Annotated in this window: 16 protein-coding genes; 7 read left to right on the top strand and 9 right to left on the bottom strand. The window is 70.6% G+C overall.

The features are described from left to right. Nucleotides 1-14: 14 nt before the first annotated feature. The 6 genes from H180DRAFT_RS28090 to H180DRAFT_RS28070 all read right to left on the bottom strand — a co-directional run bounded on the left by H180DRAFT_RS28090 (nucleotide 15) and on the right by H180DRAFT_RS28070 (nucleotide 5033). On the bottom strand, nucleotides 15-746 hold the full coding sequence (locus H180DRAFT_RS28090; protein ID WP_055488973.1) for a lysophospholipid acyltransferase family protein: 732 nt from the start codon (nucleotides 744-746) through the stop codon (nucleotides 15-17). Between the two features lie 87 nt (nucleotides 747-833). After that, nucleotides 834-992 (bottom strand): hypothetical protein, encoded by a 159-nt coding sequence (locus H180DRAFT_RS30020; RefSeq protein WP_175437844.1) that lies wholly within the window; start codon nucleotides 990-992, stop codon nucleotides 834-836. A 112-nt stretch (nucleotides 993-1104) separates the two neighbouring features. Continuing rightward, nucleotides 1105-2055, bottom strand: coding sequence for a cytochrome c oxidase assembly protein (locus tag H180DRAFT_RS28085; RefSeq protein ID WP_055488972.1), 951 nt, complete (start codon nucleotides 2053-2055; stop codon nucleotides 1105-1107). A 147-nt stretch (nucleotides 2056-2202) separates the two neighbouring features. Further along, complete coding sequence (locus H180DRAFT_RS28080; protein ID WP_055488971.1) at nucleotides 2203-2931, bottom strand: type 1 glutamine amidotransferase; 729 nt, start codon at nucleotides 2929-2931, stop codon at nucleotides 2203-2205. 31 nt (nucleotides 2932-2962) lie between these two features. Next, nucleotides 2963-4201, bottom strand: coding sequence for a Mur ligase family protein (locus tag H180DRAFT_RS28075; RefSeq protein WP_055488970.1), 1239 nt, complete (start codon nucleotides 4199-4201; stop codon nucleotides 2963-2965). Nucleotides 4202-4385: 184 nt separating this feature from the next. Further along, entirely contained in the window at nucleotides 4386-5033 is a 648-nt protein-coding gene (locus H180DRAFT_RS28070; protein WP_055488969.1) for a TetR/AcrR family transcriptional regulator, read from the bottom strand. Between the two features lie 154 nt (nucleotides 5034-5187). Between H180DRAFT_RS28070 and H180DRAFT_RS28065 the strand changes: the two genes are divergently transcribed. After that, on the top strand, nucleotides 5188-6420 hold the full coding sequence (locus tag H180DRAFT_RS28065) for an acyl-CoA dehydrogenase family protein (protein ID WP_055488968.1): 1233 nt from the start codon (nucleotides 5188-5190) through the stop codon (nucleotides 6418-6420). A gap of 117 nt (nucleotides 6421-6537) precedes the next feature. Here H180DRAFT_RS28065 and H180DRAFT_RS28060 read toward each other — a convergent pair whose 3' ends face one another. Then, the gene (locus H180DRAFT_RS28060; protein WP_139151457.1) at nucleotides 6538-6867 is read right to left on the bottom strand and encodes a hypothetical protein; all 330 of its coding nucleotides are present in this window, start codon (nucleotides 6865-6867) and stop codon (nucleotides 6538-6540) included. On the opposite strand from H180DRAFT_RS28060, the gene H180DRAFT_RS28055 reads away from it, so the two are divergent. The 4 genes from H180DRAFT_RS28055 to gndA all read left to right on the top strand — a co-directional run bounded on the left by H180DRAFT_RS28055 (nucleotide 6860) and on the right by gndA (nucleotide 10964). Continuing rightward, a complete protein-coding gene (locus H180DRAFT_RS28055) occupies nucleotides 6860-7768 on the top strand; it encodes an aminoglycoside phosphotransferase family protein (RefSeq protein WP_254666220.1) in 909 nt (302 codons plus the stop codon). The two genes, H180DRAFT_RS28060 and H180DRAFT_RS28055, sit on opposite strands and share 8 nt — an antisense overlap. A gap of 91 nt (nucleotides 7769-7859) precedes the next feature. Continuing rightward, on the top strand, nucleotides 7860-8702 hold the full coding sequence (locus tag H180DRAFT_RS28050; RefSeq protein ID WP_199822530.1) for a DUF427 domain-containing protein: 843 nt from the start codon (nucleotides 7860-7862) through the stop codon (nucleotides 8700-8702). A gap of 136 nt (nucleotides 8703-8838) precedes the next feature. Continuing rightward, the gene (locus H180DRAFT_RS28045) at nucleotides 8839-9426 is read left to right on the top strand and encodes a pyridoxamine 5'-phosphate oxidase family protein (protein WP_055488965.1); all 588 of its coding nucleotides are present in this window, start codon (nucleotides 8839-8841) and stop codon (nucleotides 9424-9426) included. 95 nt (nucleotides 9427-9521) lie between these two features. Continuing rightward, nucleotides 9522-10964, top strand: a complete 1443-nt coding sequence (gene gndA, locus H180DRAFT_RS28040; RefSeq protein ID WP_055488964.1) for an NADP-dependent phosphogluconate dehydrogenase — start codon at nucleotides 9522-9524, stop codon at nucleotides 10962-10964. 586 nt (nucleotides 10965-11550) lie between these two features. Here the strand turns inward: gndA and H180DRAFT_RS28030 are convergent. Together H180DRAFT_RS28030 and H180DRAFT_RS28025 are read right to left on the bottom strand one after the other, a co-directional pair. Beyond that, nucleotides 11551-11781: a DUF6480 family protein gene (locus H180DRAFT_RS28030; RefSeq protein ID WP_055488963.1), complete on the bottom strand. Its 231-nt coding sequence runs from the start codon at nucleotides 11779-11781 to the stop codon at nucleotides 11551-11553. A gap of 71 nt (nucleotides 11782-11852) precedes the next feature. Beyond that, on the bottom strand, nucleotides 11853-12509 hold the full coding sequence (locus H180DRAFT_RS28025; RefSeq protein WP_055488962.1) for an alpha-ketoglutarate-dependent dioxygenase AlkB family protein: 657 nt from the start codon (nucleotides 12507-12509) through the stop codon (nucleotides 11853-11855). A 213-nt stretch (nucleotides 12510-12722) separates the two neighbouring features. Here H180DRAFT_RS28025 and H180DRAFT_RS28020 point away from each other — a divergent pair, with 213 nt between their 5' ends. Both H180DRAFT_RS28020 and H180DRAFT_RS28015 read left to right on the top strand, forming a co-directional pair. After that, the gene (locus H180DRAFT_RS28020; protein WP_055488961.1) at nucleotides 12723-12989 is read left to right on the top strand and encodes a GlsB/YeaQ/YmgE family stress response membrane protein; all 267 of its coding nucleotides are present in this window, start codon (nucleotides 12723-12725) and stop codon (nucleotides 12987-12989) included. Nucleotides 12990-13172: 183 nt separating this feature from the next. Then, a complete protein-coding gene (locus tag H180DRAFT_RS28015) occupies nucleotides 13173-14225 on the top strand; it encodes a phosphatidylinositol-specific phospholipase C domain-containing protein (RefSeq protein WP_055488960.1) in 1053 nt (350 codons plus the stop codon). The last annotated feature ends 19 nt before the right edge of the window (nucleotides 14226-14244 follow it).

Genomic DNA, 14244 nt, shown 5'->3' with positions numbered 1-14244 from the left:
GGGGGAGTGCTGAGTCAGGAGTCCTTGCGTTCCCCGCCGCGCCCCCGGGAGCGGGCTTCCTGACGCTCCTTCGCCTGGAGGGCCTTCGCTTCCGGCGCGTACATGTCGACGTACTCCTGGCCGGACAGCTGGAGGATCTCGTGGATGATCTCGTCGGTGACGGCCCTCAGCACCGCGCGCTCGCTCTCCATCCCCGCGTAGCGTGAGAAGTCCAGGGGCTTCCCGAAGCGTATCGTCACCCGGCCGAACCGGGGCATCTTCCGCCCCGGAGGCTGGAGTTCGAAGGTGCCGACCATGGCGCAGGGAATGACCTTCACCCCCGCCTGGAGCGCCATCGACGCCACACCGACGCGGCCCTTGTACAGCCGCCCGTCGTGGGAACGGGTGCCCTCGGGATAGATGCCGAGCAACTCGTTCTTGCGGAGCACCCCGAGGCCCTCGTCGATCGCGGCCTGTCCGGCCCCCTTGCCCGACCGGTCCACCGGGATCTGCCCCACGCTGCGGAAGAAGGCCGCCGTGAGGCGCCCTTTCAGGCCGGGCCCCGTGAAGTACTCGGACTTCGCCAGGAATGTGATGCGCCGCCGGAGGATCGCCGGCATCAGGAAGTGGTCGGAGACGGAGAGGTGATTGCCCGCCACGATGGCCGGTCCCTCGTCCGGGATGTTCTCCAGCCCCTCGATCCGCGGACGGAAGTACAGCCGCAACAGGGGCCCCAGCAATACGTACTTGAACAAGTTGTAGAACACGCTAAGGCCTTCCCCCATGCATTCCGGTGAGATCGCAGAGTAGCTTCCGGCGTCGCCTGCGGGGGAGGGGGCCAACCGTACAGCGACTCAGCCGCGCTTCGTGGACAGCGCCCCCACCGTGACCAGAGCCAGAACGGCCCACCCGAGCCAGAGCCACCCGCTGCTCCCCAGAGTCACCGTGTAGGCCGTCACGAGAACGAGCGCCGCCACCGTGCCGACGGTCAGCGCCTTGGCAGAGCGAGGCATCACAGAATCCTCCTCCCGGCGACCCGGCCGGTGACGGGGACCGCGTACCGAGGGGACCGGGCCCGTCTCCCATGGTCGCCCGCGGCGCGGCCGTGGCGCTACTGCCCAAGAGTCACTGCTGACGGGCCTGCAGGGAGGCCAGGTAGGCGTTGTACGCGGCGAGCTCCTTGTCGCCGTCGCGGTCGGCCATCCTGTCCCTGCGCCGGGCCTCGCGCTCGTCCGACTTGTGCCACTGGTAGACCAGTGCGAGGAGCACCAGTACCGAGGGGATCTCGCTGAACGCCCAGGCGATCCCGCCCGCGGCCGTCTGGTCCGACAGTGCTGTGACCTGCAGTGACGCCGACGGGTCGGCGTACGTGGCGATCATCGGCTCCGAGGCCATCATGAGCGCGATCCCGAAGAAGGCGTGGAACGGCATCCCCGCGAACAGCTCCAGCATCCGCATCAGATAACCGGGCCGGTGCGGACCCGGGTCGACACCCATGATCGGCCAGAAGAAGACCAGCCCGACCAGAAGGAAGTGCACCATCATCGCCAGGTGGCCGACGGTGGAGCTCATCAGGAAGTCGAAGAGCGGCGTGAAGTACAGGGCGTAGAGACTCGCGATGAACAGCGGGATCGTGAACCCGGGGTGGGTCAGCACGCGCATGGCGCGGCTGTGCAGCACCGCCACGAGCAGCTCCCGCGGCCCCTTGCGACCGCGCCCCGCCGACGGAAGCGACCGCAGCGCAAGCGTCACCGGCGCTCCCAGCAGCAGGAGGATCGGAGCGAGCATGCTGATGATCATGTGCTGCACCATGTGGACGCTGAAGAGCACCATCCCGTACTCGTTCAGCGCCGTGCACATCGTCAGCGCGACGGCGAACACACCCAGCACCCACGCGACGACACGGAGAAGGGGCCATGCGTCGCCCCGCCGCCGCAGCCGCACCACGGCGCCTGCGTACAGCACGAGCGCGAGGAGGCACCCCACCAGGAAGAACGGCTCACCCGTGAACTCCAGTCCGCGGCCGAGTGTGAACGGCGGCAGATCCGTCGTCATGCCGTGTCCGCCGTGGTCCATCCGCGTTCTCTCCTGACTCGGGCGTTGTGCCCGGCAAGCGTATTCCCTCCGCTTCGGCGGCCGTCAGGCGCCCCCGATCGTGGCCGGGACATGCGGATCCCCCGCCCCGGATCGGGCTCCGCGGCGGGGGAGTGCGAGCGGGAGGGGTCAGGCGGGCTGGAGCGCCGCGGAGATCCGCTCCTTGCGCAGCGCCTCGTACCACTGGTCGTTCACGGAGGGCAGCGCGTTCACATCCAGCGCGAGCTTGATGAGGTGGTCGGCGATCTGCGGATTGCGCGCCAGCACCGGGCCGTGCATGTACGTACCGAAGACCGTGTCGTTCCACGCGCCCTCGGTGCCGTCGCCCGTGCCGTTGCCCTTCCCCAGCCGCACCCGCGCCAGCGGTCGTGCCGCCGGGCCGACCTTGGTGATGCCCTGGTGGTTCTCGAAGCCCGTCAGCTCCGGCAGGCCCAGCTCCGGATCGATGTCGGCCAGTACGTCACCGACGCAGCGCTCCGCCTCGCCGCGCGTGCTGACCACGTCCAGCAGCCCGAGGCCCTGCTGCGGTTCACCCAGGTCGTTGACGAACTCCCGGCCCAGGATCTGGTAGCCGGCGCAGACGGAGAAGATGATCGCGCCGTTGTCGACGGCCCGGTGCAGCCCGCCGTCGCGCAGCAGGCGCTCCGCGGCCAGCCGCTGCGGCCGGTCCTCCCCGCCGCCGATCAGATAGATGTCCGCGGAGGTGGGCACCTGCTGGTCGGAGCGGATGTCGGTGCGCTGCACCGTCAGTCCGCGCTGCTGCGCACGCCGTTCGACCACCAGGGCGTTGCCCTGGTCCCCGTAGGTGCTGAGGAGGTCGGGGTAGACCCACACCACTCGCAGGCCCGTGTCACTCATGCTCGCTAACTCCTTGAGCGGGTCGATGGGTTCAGTTGCCGACGACGCGGCGCAGATCCTGGAAGGCCGTGTAGTTCGCGATCGCTTCGATGCGTCCGGGCGGGCACGCCGAGACCGCTTCGGCAGCGCTCTCGCAGACCTGGAAGCCGACGCCGGCGACCTCCAGACGCACGGCCAGGTCCAGCTTGCGGTCGCCGATCACGCAGATCGGGTGCCCTTCCAGACGTGAGTAGTCCACGTCCCACAGCCACGAGGTGTCCGTGCCGTCGGCGCCACGGGCGTTGACCGAGAGGATGACCGGAGCGGGGGGAGGGTCGATCAGCGAGAAGGTCTCGAGCCAGCCGGCGGGGTTCTTGGCCAGCAGCAGCCGCACCTGCCGTCCGCGGTAGTCCACCACGTCGTAGCGTCCGGCGACGGCGGTCACCGAGTGCATCCGCTCCAGCGCCACCTGAGGCGGCACGCCGAACGCCGCGGCGACGGCAGCGGAGGTGGTGGCGTTGGCCTTGTTGGCGCGCCCCGGCAGCTGCAGCTTGATCGGCCAGGCCGAACCGTGCGGGTCCAGCACCTCGTCACCGGAGAGCGCCCAGCTCGGAGTGGGACGGCGGAATCCGCACTCGGCGCAGAACCAGTCGTCGTCCGGACGCTGCATGACGCCGCCGCACGCCGGGCACGACCATGCGTCGTCCTTCCACTCCTGGCCCGCTGCCACCCACACCACGTTCGGCGCGGACGAGGCCGCCCAGACGACGAGGGGGTCGTCGGCGTTGGCGATGACCACGGCCTTCGTGCCGGAGAGGCCCTCGCGCCAGCGTTCGGCCAGCATGCGCGTCTCGGCGGCCCGGTCGAGCTGGTCGCGGGAGAGGTTCAGCAGGGCGATCGCCTTGGGGGTCACATCGCGCGCGACCGTGGCGAGGTACTTCTCGTCCACCTCGATCACGCCGTACTGCGCCTCGGATCCGCCCGCGAGCGCCGAGGTGATCCCGGCGGGCATGTTCGCGCCCAGGGCGTTGGAGACCACGCCGCCGTTGGCGCGCAGTGCCTCCGCGATCAGCCGCGTCGTGGTCGTCTTGCCGTTCGTCGCGGACACCAGGACGACGTCCAGGTGATGGGCCACCTCGGCCAGCAGATCGGGATTGAGTCTGAGAGCGACCTTGCCGCCGATCACCGATCCGCTGCCGCGACCCGCCGCCCGCGACACCGCCGCCGCGGCCTTGCCTGCCGTCACGGCCAGCCTGGCCCGCGGAGACAGCGGCTCCTGGTTGCCTGCCATCGTCCTGCTCCTCCTTGCCCCTCGGTCGGGAGAAGCCTATCTAGGTCCGCCGCCGTGCCCGAACCGCCTCACCCACAGGGAAGTTGCGCGACGCGAACCGGTCCCGCGCCGTGCGTCCGGACTGCCGGGGTCCGCCGTACGTACGCGGGGTGTCCCGCCTGCGTGCGGTGCCCTCCCGCAGGTGTCAGACGCTGCCCGGGGCGCCGGGACGGTCGTCCGCCATCGCAAGCTGTCCCCACAGCAGGTCGGTGAGCTGACTGACCAACTCCGCGCGGGGACAAGGGCGTTCGCGCAGCCACCAGTCGCCGGCGGCATACGCCATGCCGACGACGCCGTGGCCCCAGATGCGTGCCGACTCCTGGCGACCGGGCCCCAGGTCGAGACGTTCCTCGATGACCTTGCCCAGTTCGTCGCCCAGGCGCCGCAACAGGGGAGCGGAGTGCTGTCCGGCTTCGAAGCCGCGGTCGCTGCCGGAGGCCTCTTCGGAGGGGTGCATGAGGAAGCGGTAGACCTGCGGGCGGGTCTCGATCGCGGCGAGGTAGGTGTCCAGTGTGGCCTCGACGCGTTTTCGCCGCTCGGCGGGGGCGTCGAGAGCGGCTCTCAGTGCGCTGATCAGGGCGTCGGTGTGCCGCACGGCGAGGGCGCGGTAGAGCCCTTCCTTGTCACCGAAGTGCCGGTAGAGGATGGGCTTGGTGATTCCCGCCTCGGCCGCGATGGCATTCATCGAGGCGCCGGGGCCTTCGCGCAGTACGACTCGGTCGGCTGCCTCCAGCAACTCCTTGCGGCGGCGGTCGGCGGAGCTTCGCTGCTCCGTAGGCTGTCCGGTCCCCATGGCGCCTCCCCTCCCTTTTCATTCTCGCTTCCCCAGCGAAACGTAACACCCGCCGCAGCAGGACGGCCGGGCGAGACCGGGAGTTGACATCCATTACCGAGCAGTAACAGACTTGCCATTACCATTGGTAACTCAGCTGCTGGAAGGACCGGTCATGGGCGACCCCGCATTCGCGCTCGATCTCAATGACGACCAGAAGGAGATCCGTGAATGGATCCACGGTTTCGCCGCCGACGTGATACGTCCCGCCGCCGCTGAATGGGACGAGCGCGAGGAGACCCCCTGGCCAGTCATTCAGGAAGCCGCGAAGATCGGTCTGTACTCCCTGGATTTCTACGCGCAGCAGTTCTTCGACCCGACCGGCCTCGGCATCGCGATGACGATGGAGGAGCTGTTCTGGGGCGACGCGGGAATCGCCCTGTCCATCGTGGGCACCGGCCTGGCGGCCATCGGCGTGCTGGCCAACGGCACCGAGGAGCAGATCGGCACCTGGGTCCCGCAGATGTACGGCGACCCCGACGACGTGAAGGTCGCCGCATTCTGCTCCTCCGAGCCCGACGCCGGCTCCGACGTCTCCGCGATGCGCACCCGTGCCGTCTACGACGAGGCCAAGGACGAATGGGTGCTCAACGGCACCAAGACCTGGGCCACCAACGGCGGCATCGCCAATGTCCACGTCGTCGTCGCCGTCGTCGACCCGGAGCTGGGCACCAAGGGGCATGCCTCCTTCATCGTCCCGCCGGGCACGCCCGGCCTCTCCCAGGGACAGAAGTTCAAAAAGCACGGCATCCGCGCCTCCCACACCGCCGAGGTCGTCCTCGAGGACGTTCGTCTCCCCGGCAGCTGCCTGCTGGGAGGGAAGGAGAAGATGGACGAGCGCCTGGCCCGCGCACGTGAACGCGCCAAGAAGGGCGGCGAGCGTGTGAAGAACGCGGCCATGGCGACCTTCGAAGCCTCGCGGCCGTCGGTCGGCGCACAGGCGGTGGGCATCGCCCGCGCCGCGTACGAGGTCGCCCTCGACTACGCCAAGGAACGCGTCCAGTTCGGGCGGCCCATCATCGACAACCAGGGCGTCGCCTTTCAGCTGGCCGACATGCGTACCCGCATCGACGCGGCCCGCCTGCTGGTGTGGCGCGCCTCCTGGATGGCGGCGGCGGGCAAGCCGTTCGACGCAGCCGAGGGCTCCATGTCGAAGCTCTACGCCGGCGAGACGGCGAAGACCGTCACCGCGCAGGCCATGCAGATCCTCGGCGGCAACGGCTTCACACGTGAATACCCCGTCGAGCGGATGCACCGGGACGCCGCCATTTACACGATCTTCGAGGGCACCAGCGAGATCCAGCGCCTCGTCATCGCACGACAGCTGTCGGGCGTCCCCATTCGCTGAGGGCGAAGGTGCAGGTCGGACGGCCTGAGTGGCCGACGGGAGAGGCCTTTCCGGGCGAGGCCGGAGAGGCCTCTTCGTGCGTCAGAAGGCCCGGCTCCGTCGGGAGCCTCTCGGAGATCAACTGTTCCGCGATGCCGTCGCTCGCGCGACGGGATCCTCGTCGGCCTCGGCGGCGGCAGCGGTCCGGACTCGCGCCTTCCCGCTGGTGCCGCGGCACCAGCGGGAAGGCGGCATTCCTCGGCGGCGGGGCACCTGGAGCGTGAAACGCGCCTTGTCCTGCCGCGTGGTGCCCGGACGGTCGTAGATGCGGATCGCGCCCTCGTTCCACGACGGTGTCTGCCACTGCACCTCGCCCAGGCCCACGGCCAGTGCCTCGGCGACGGCTGCCGGAACCGATACCGGTTGCGGCCGGGCAGCGCGGGGCGCGAGGCTCCCGGGCGTGGACATGCACCCGGACCAGCTGCGCATCTCGCGGGAGACCGTGCGCCGCCTGCTGGACGATCAGTTTCCGCAGTGGCGGAACCTTCCCGTGCGGCCTTTGGCCACTCAGGGGACGGTCAACGCGATCTTCCGCATCGGCGAGCGGTTCGCGGCCCGGTTCCCGCTGCGCCGCGGCGACGTCGACGCGACGCTTCGGCAGCTGGAGGCCGAGGCGCAGGCGGCCCGCGAGCTGGCAGGCCGCACGCCGTTCCCCACGCCCGAACCCGTGGCGCTGGGCGAGCCCGGGCGGGGCTATCCGCTGCCCTGGTCGGTGCAGACCTGGCTGCCCGGCGGCGTCGTGGCCACCGACGAGGACCCGGGGGAGTCGGTTGCGTTCGCGCACGACCTGGCGGAGTTCGTCCGCAGCGTGCGCGCGATCGGTACGCGCGGACGTACGTGGAGCGGTGAGGGCCGCGGCGGTGACCTGCGCGCACATGACGCGTGGATGCAGACCTGCTTCGGGAAGAGCGCAGGGCTCCTGGACGTGCCCCGGCTCCGCCGGATGTGGGCGGCCTTGCGGGAACTTCCGCGCACCGAGGGAGCAGATGTGATGAACCACGGCGATCTCATCCCCGGCAACGTACTGGTCTCCCGTGGACGGCTCGCCGGCGTCCTCGACGTCGGCGGACTGGGACCGGCGGACCCCGCGCTCGACCTGGTGGGCGCGTGGCATCTGCTGGGGGCCGGGCCGCGGCAGGTACTGCGCGACGTGCTCGGGTGCGACGTCATCGAGTGGGAGCGCGGCAAGGCGTGGGCCTTCGAGCAGGCGATGGGCGCGGCCTGGTACTACGCCGGGAGCAACCCGGCCATGAGCCGGATGGGTTGCCGCACCCTGGAACGCATCCTCGCCGCCGGCACCCCGGCGTGAGTGCGCGTCCGCCGGGACATCGCGGGCCGGGCAAGAGGGACGGGCACGGGTACGGGATCGGGTGCGCGGGCCGGGCCGCGGCGGTGCGAGAGTGGGACGCGCACATCGCCACACCGATCCGGAGGCGCAGACCATGACCCTCACGCTCGGCGGCGGACCGCTCGCATCGCGGCCCCCGGAGACCGTCAACTACACGATCGACGGTCCCGCACACCGGCTGCTGTGGCAGCGCTTCCCGCGCCGCGTGCGTGCGCTGCTCGGCAGCAGCACGCTGCTGGACTCCACCGATGCGGCCCTCCTGCACGAGAGCAACCTGCTGCCCCAGCTCTACGTGCCCCTCGCCGACCTGCGCGAGGAGATGCTGGAGGAGAGCGCCCACACCACCCACTGCCCGTTCAAGGGGGATGCCCGCTACTGGAGCGTGCGTGCGGGGGACCGGCTCGTCGAGAACGCCGTGTGGAGCTACCCCGAACCGCTGGAGGGTGCGGAGTGGCTCAAGGGCCGTGCGGCGGTGTACTGGTCGGCCGTGGACGCCTGGTTCGACGAGGACGAAGAGGTCCACGGGCATGTGCGCGACCCGTACCACCGCATCGACGTACGTCCCACCAGCCGCCACGTGGTCGTCAGGGCCGGCGGCACGGACATCGCCGAGAGCCGCCGCGCATACCTGCTCTCCGAGACGGGTCTGCCCAACCGCTTCTACCTGCCGCGGCAGGACGTCCGCACGGAGCTGCTGCGGCCGAGCGCCACCCACACTCACTGCCCCTACAAGGGGCAGGCCTCCTACCGGTCTCTCCACACCGCCGGCAGCGTCATCGAGGACGCGGCCTGGTGCTACGAGCAGCCGTTCGACGAGGCCGTGCGCATCGCCGGACATCTGTGCTTCCTCGCGGACGGCATCGAGACCGTCGTGGACGGCACGACGCTGAGCTGAGGCGTCCACGGCCGCATCACGGCCGTGGACGCAGGAACCCGCGGCGTGACGGGACCGAAGGGATCCGCGTGCGCGGGGCCGCGTGCTTTCGCCGATCTCCGCGCGTCCGCACCGTCCGCGGGCCCACAATGCCGGTATGGGGACGATCTACGAACGAATCGACGAGCGGCTACGTACCTTCATCGAGGAGCAGCACATCTTCTTCACCGCGACCGCCCCGCTGGCGGCGGACGGGCATGTCAACGTCTCGCCGAAGGGACTCGCCGGGTCGTTCGCCGTCCTCGACGACGTCACCGTCGGATACCTGGACCTCGGCGGCAGCGGAGCCGAGACCATCGCCCACCTCCGCGAGAACGGCCGCGTCACCCTGATGTGGTGCGCATTCGACGGGCCGCCCCGCATCGTGCGCATACACGGAACCGGTGAGCCCGTCTTCCGCGACGACCCGCGGTGGGAGGAACTGCTTCCGCGCTTCGACGGGAGCATGCAGCAACGCACCGACCTGCGTGCCGTCATCACGGTGCGCGCGGAACGCATCAGCGACACGTGCGGCTTCGCCGTGCCGTACATGGACTACCGGGAGGACCGGCCGCTGCACACGCAGCGCTTCGCGCGCGAGACCGACGAGTCCTTCGCCAGATACTGCGAGAAGAAGGAGCACGTCGGTGTCAGCCTCGACGGTCTGCCCGCCCTGCCCCTGCCCCTTCCCGGACGCATCCGGTGACGTCCCGCCCCGCAGACCCACGGAAAGATCCGCAATCCGTCCATCCCGAGCCGAGCGGACCGGCCCGCCGGCCCGCTCATCCCAGGAGCTTCAGCATGAGCAGCAGTGCGCACATCGGTGTCACCGGCCTCGCGGTCATGGGCCGCAACCTTGCCCGGAACTTCGCCCGCAACGGATACACGGTGGCCGTGCACAACCGCACCGTCTCCAGGACACGCGACCTCGTGCGTGACTTCTCCGACGAGGGAAGCTTCGTCGCCGCGGAGACGGCGGAAGAGTTCGTCGCCGCGCTGGAGCGGCCGCGACGGCTGGTGATCATGGTGAAGGCAGGGGCGCCCACCGATGCCGTCATCGACGAGTTCGCCGCGCTGCTCGAACCCGGAGACGTCATCATCGACGGCGGCAACGCCCACTACGCCGACACCCGGCGCCGCGAGAAGGCACTGCGCGAGCGCGGACTGCACTTCGTCGGCACCGGCATCTCGGGCGGTGAGGAAGGCGCGCTGCACGGACCGAGCATCATGCCCGGCGGCTCCGCCGAGGCCTATGAGTCGCTCCGCCCGCTGCTGGAGAGCATCGCCGCAAAGGCCCCGGACGGCACCCCCTGCACCACTCATGTCGGCCCGGACGGCGCGGGCCACTTCGTGAAGATGGTGCACAACGGCATCGAGTACGCCGACATGCAGCTCATCGGCGAGGCCTACCACCTGCTGCGCGACGTCGCCGGATTCGAGCCCGGCCGCATCGCCGAGACCTTCCGGGAGTGGAACACCGGCCGCCTGGACTCCTACCTCATCGAGATCACCGCCGAGGTCCTGTCACACACCGACGCCGCCACAGGGAACCCTTTCGTCGACGTCGTGGCCGACGAGGCCGAGCAGAAGGGCACCGGCCGCTGGACCGTGCAGACCGCGCTCGACCTGGGAGTGCCGGTCTCCGGCATCGCCGAGGCCGTCTTCGCCCGGTCGCTGTCCGGCCACACCGACCTGCGCTCCGCCAGCGCCCATCTTCCGGGCCCGGCTGCCGCTCCGCTCGACCCGGCCGACGCCGAGCGGTTCGCCGATCAGGTCGAGCAGGCCCTGTACGCCTCGAAGATCACCTCGTACGCGCAGGGCTGGAACATGATCAGCAGCGGGAGCCACGAGTTCGGATGGGACATCGACCCCGGTGCCGTCGCCGCGATCTGGCGGGCGGGCTGCATCATCCGCGCCGCCTTCCTGGACCGCATCCGTGCCGCCTTCGCCGCGCGGCCCGACCTTCCGACGCTGCTGGCGGACGAACACTTCTCCAAGGAGATCGGCGACGCGCAGGGCGACTGGCGCACGGTCGTGGCCACCGCAGTGGGGCGGGGCATCCCCGTGCCGGGCTTTGCCGCCGCCCTCGCCTCCTACGACGGGCTGCGCAGCTCTCGCCTGCCGGCGTCGCTCACTCAGGGGCAGCGGGACTTCTTCGGCGCGCACACCTACCGGCGGACGGACCGGGAGGGCTCCTTCCACACGCTCTGGGGAGGCGACCGCAGCGAGGTCTCCGCGGACTGACCTCCGCCCGGTACGGCACGCACCACCCGGCCCGGCCTGCCGCGCCGGGTGGTGCGTGCCGGCGGGTCCGGGGCGGGGGAGTGGCGGCCGCGCGAGCGGGCACCCGGACCGGGACGGATATGCCGCTACGTAGATGCGCTGGAGTTGTGATGCCACAGCAGTCAGGCACGGGGTTCCCGGCCTGCAGGCGGCCAGACCCGGTTCCTCCCCATCCCACTCCGCCGCCCGAGCCCGGCGGGCCGGGACCCGGGCCGGCACCCGATCCGGTGCCGGCGCCCACGCCCGCCCCTCCGCCGGGACCCGCACCGGATCCGATTCCGCCGTCGCCCACGCCGGAGCCCGTCCCGCCGGAGCCGGAACCTCAGCCGGCGCCGCCGGCGCCGTGACGCGGGTGGCGTAGGAAGAGCGGGCCCGCGACGAGGAGCGCGGGCCGAGGCCGGGGCCAGACAGGCGAGCCCCTTCCCGCTTGCCGGCCCCCGGCCCTGATGGCTGCCGCGGCGAAGCGGAACAAAGGGAACGCATCCCCGACGGACGGCGACGGCGCGCCCGTCCTCACCGCGGTCGCCGCAGAGTCCGCCCGGTTCGCTCAGAGCTCCAGGGCCCAGGCCAGGAAGTAGATGAAGAAGACGGCGACGAGCACCGCCAGAATGATCACCGGTGCCTTCGCCCAGCCCTTGGCCGGGTTGTGGCTCTCGTCCGGACCGGCACCGCCCGTGCTGTCCTCGCCCGGCGGCGTCTCACCCGGCGGAACCTGCCCGCCCGGCTCCAGACCCGGCGTGTGGCGGGGGTCGTCCGGATCGGGGTCCTTCTCGTCCATGAGACCCGGGTTGGCAGCAACGCGCGACCTATACGTGCCCGACGGCGATTTCCGCGCCGCCGGGCGCCGTCTCACCCTGTCAGGCCCGTCTCCCGGAGGGTGAGGTTGAGCCTTCCCGACGCCATACCCGTGGCCGTCCCCGTGCCGGGGAAGACCTTCGTCACGCCGTGGTAGGCGTAGCGGGACGGGCCGCCGAAGACGAACAGGTCGCCCGAGGCGAGCCGGATGTCCGTGTAGGGCCTGCCGCGCGACTCGGTGTTCCCGAGGCGGAAGACGCAGGTGTCGCCGATGCTCAGTGAGACGACCGGCGCCGGCGACCTCTCGTCCTTGTCCTGGTGCATGCCCATCCGGGCGGCCCCGTCGTAGAAGTTGATCAGCGCCGTGTCGGGGTGGTAACCCTCGGCGCCCGCGTCGTCCTCGTACGCGTCGGCGAGTGCCCGCCGGCCGAGCCGGGCCAGCCAGTCGGGGAAGGCGGCGACGCGGCGCCCGTTCACGTCGTCCGCGGTACGCGTGTAGCGGTAGGGCTGCCAGTGCCACCCCAGGCACACCGTCCGCACCGACATCACGCCGCCGCGCGGAAGCCGCGTGTGCCGCAGCGGCACGGGGCCCGCCGCCCATTCCCGGCAGGCGGACACCAGGTCACGCTGCTCCTGGAGGCCGAGCCACCCGGGCAAATGCACCGCTCCGGGAGCCGGACGCGACGGGGTTGCCGGGATGAGCGCGTCCACTGCGGACCTCCTGTGACGACAACTCCTCGCGGACCGTGCAACGCCGGGTTGTCGGCCCGACGGACACCGGCCAGTGTCGCAGCCCCTGGTGACAGCGGCCGGCGGCCACCGGACACGCTGCTCCGGCCTCACCGCGGCCGGGGTGAAAAGCCCTGCGTGCGGGCCCGGGATGCGGGCACAAGGAGAAAACACGACGACTCACAAGGGGAGATAATGGAGATCTCAGGCATCCTCAGCGCCATCGTGATCGGGATCATCATCGGCGTACTGGGGCGGCTGATCGTGCCCGGCCGTCAGCGCGTCGGCATTCTCCTGACCATCGGCGTCGGCATCGTGGCCGCCCTCATAGGCTCCGCAATCGCCACGTATTTCGGCGTGGGTGACACGGGCGGAGTCGACTGGACCGAGTGGCTGATACAGCTCGTTCTGGCGGCGCTCGGCGTCTCCGCGCTGGACCGCTCGAAGCGCCGCCGCCGCTGAGCGGACCGCCAAGCAGCCTTCTCCCAGGGCCCCTTGCCGGGAAAGTCTTCCGGCAAGGGGCCCCGACGCGCCGCTTCCGGTCTCTTCCCGCGCTGCGCAGTTTCGCCGGGCACCGTACCGAGACGCCTCAACCGCTCTACGCTGATGCTCACTTGGACCCCCCACACCCCAAGGAATCAGCCGATGAGCAGATCCCGCCTGGCCGTCGCCATATCGACGGCCGCCCTGGTCACCGCCGCCACGGCGCTCGCCATTCCCGTCACGGCCCAGGCCGGTCCCGGGGAAGCTGCCGCCGAAAGCTACGGTGACACCACGAGCGTCGGCGTCCACAACGCCTACGAGCAGGACAAGTACGAGTACTTCGCGGATGCGCTCGACTCGGGCGCGTCTCTCTTCGAACTGGACGTGTGGACCAACGTCTTCGGCAAGGGCTGGCGCGTCTCCCACAGCAACCCGACCGGCAACGACAACAACTGCGAGAACGCGGCGTCGGCGCAGGAGCTGCGCACCAAGGAACGCGACCAAAGCCTCGACGGCTGCCTCGCCGACCTCCGGGCCTGGCACGATGCGCACCCCGGGCACCCGCCCGTCCTCATCAAGGTCGAGATGAAGGACGGCTTCTACGACAAAGCGGACCGCGGTCCGGACGAACTCGACGCGCTGCTCGGCGAGAAGCTGGGCGACGCGCTCTTCCGGCCCTCCGACGTCACAGGCTCGCACGCCAACCTGGACGAGGCCGTGGGCACTTCAGGCTGGCCCAGCCGGGAAGCCATGGCGGGCAAGTTCCTCTTCGAACTCATCCCGGGCACCGTCGAGGAGGACAACCCCGCCGACAAGCTGTGGACGGACGAGGAGTACGCCACCCACCTCAAGGACCTCGCCGCCAAGGGCGCGCTCGGCGAGGCCGGCGCCTTCCCCGCTGTGCACGGCGCCGAGAAGGGCGACCCCCGCACGGAGCGCTACGACGAGGCCCTGCGTCCCTGGTTCGTCGTCTTCGACGGCGATGCCGCCACGTTCACGGGCGGCGGCATCGACACCGCCTGGTACCAGGAGAACGGCTACCTCACGATCATGACCGACGCGCACAAAGTCGCCCCGGAGATCGACAACACCGACCCCGGTGAACAGGAGGCCCGTGACCGGGTCACCCAACTCGCCGCCTCGCACGCGAGTTTCACGACCTCCGACTGGTACCCGCTGCCGAAGGTCCTCTCGATGGTGGTCCCGCGCGGCTGAAGGGCCCCTGGCGCGGCCG

It is taken from the genome of Streptomyces sp. WMMB 322, assembly GCF_900090145.1.
Classification (GTDB): Bacteria; Actinomycetota; Actinomycetes; order Streptomycetales; family Streptomycetaceae; genus Streptomyces.
Note: the sequence above shows the minus strand (reverse complement) of the source record. Positions and strands in the feature narration are given on the sequence as shown.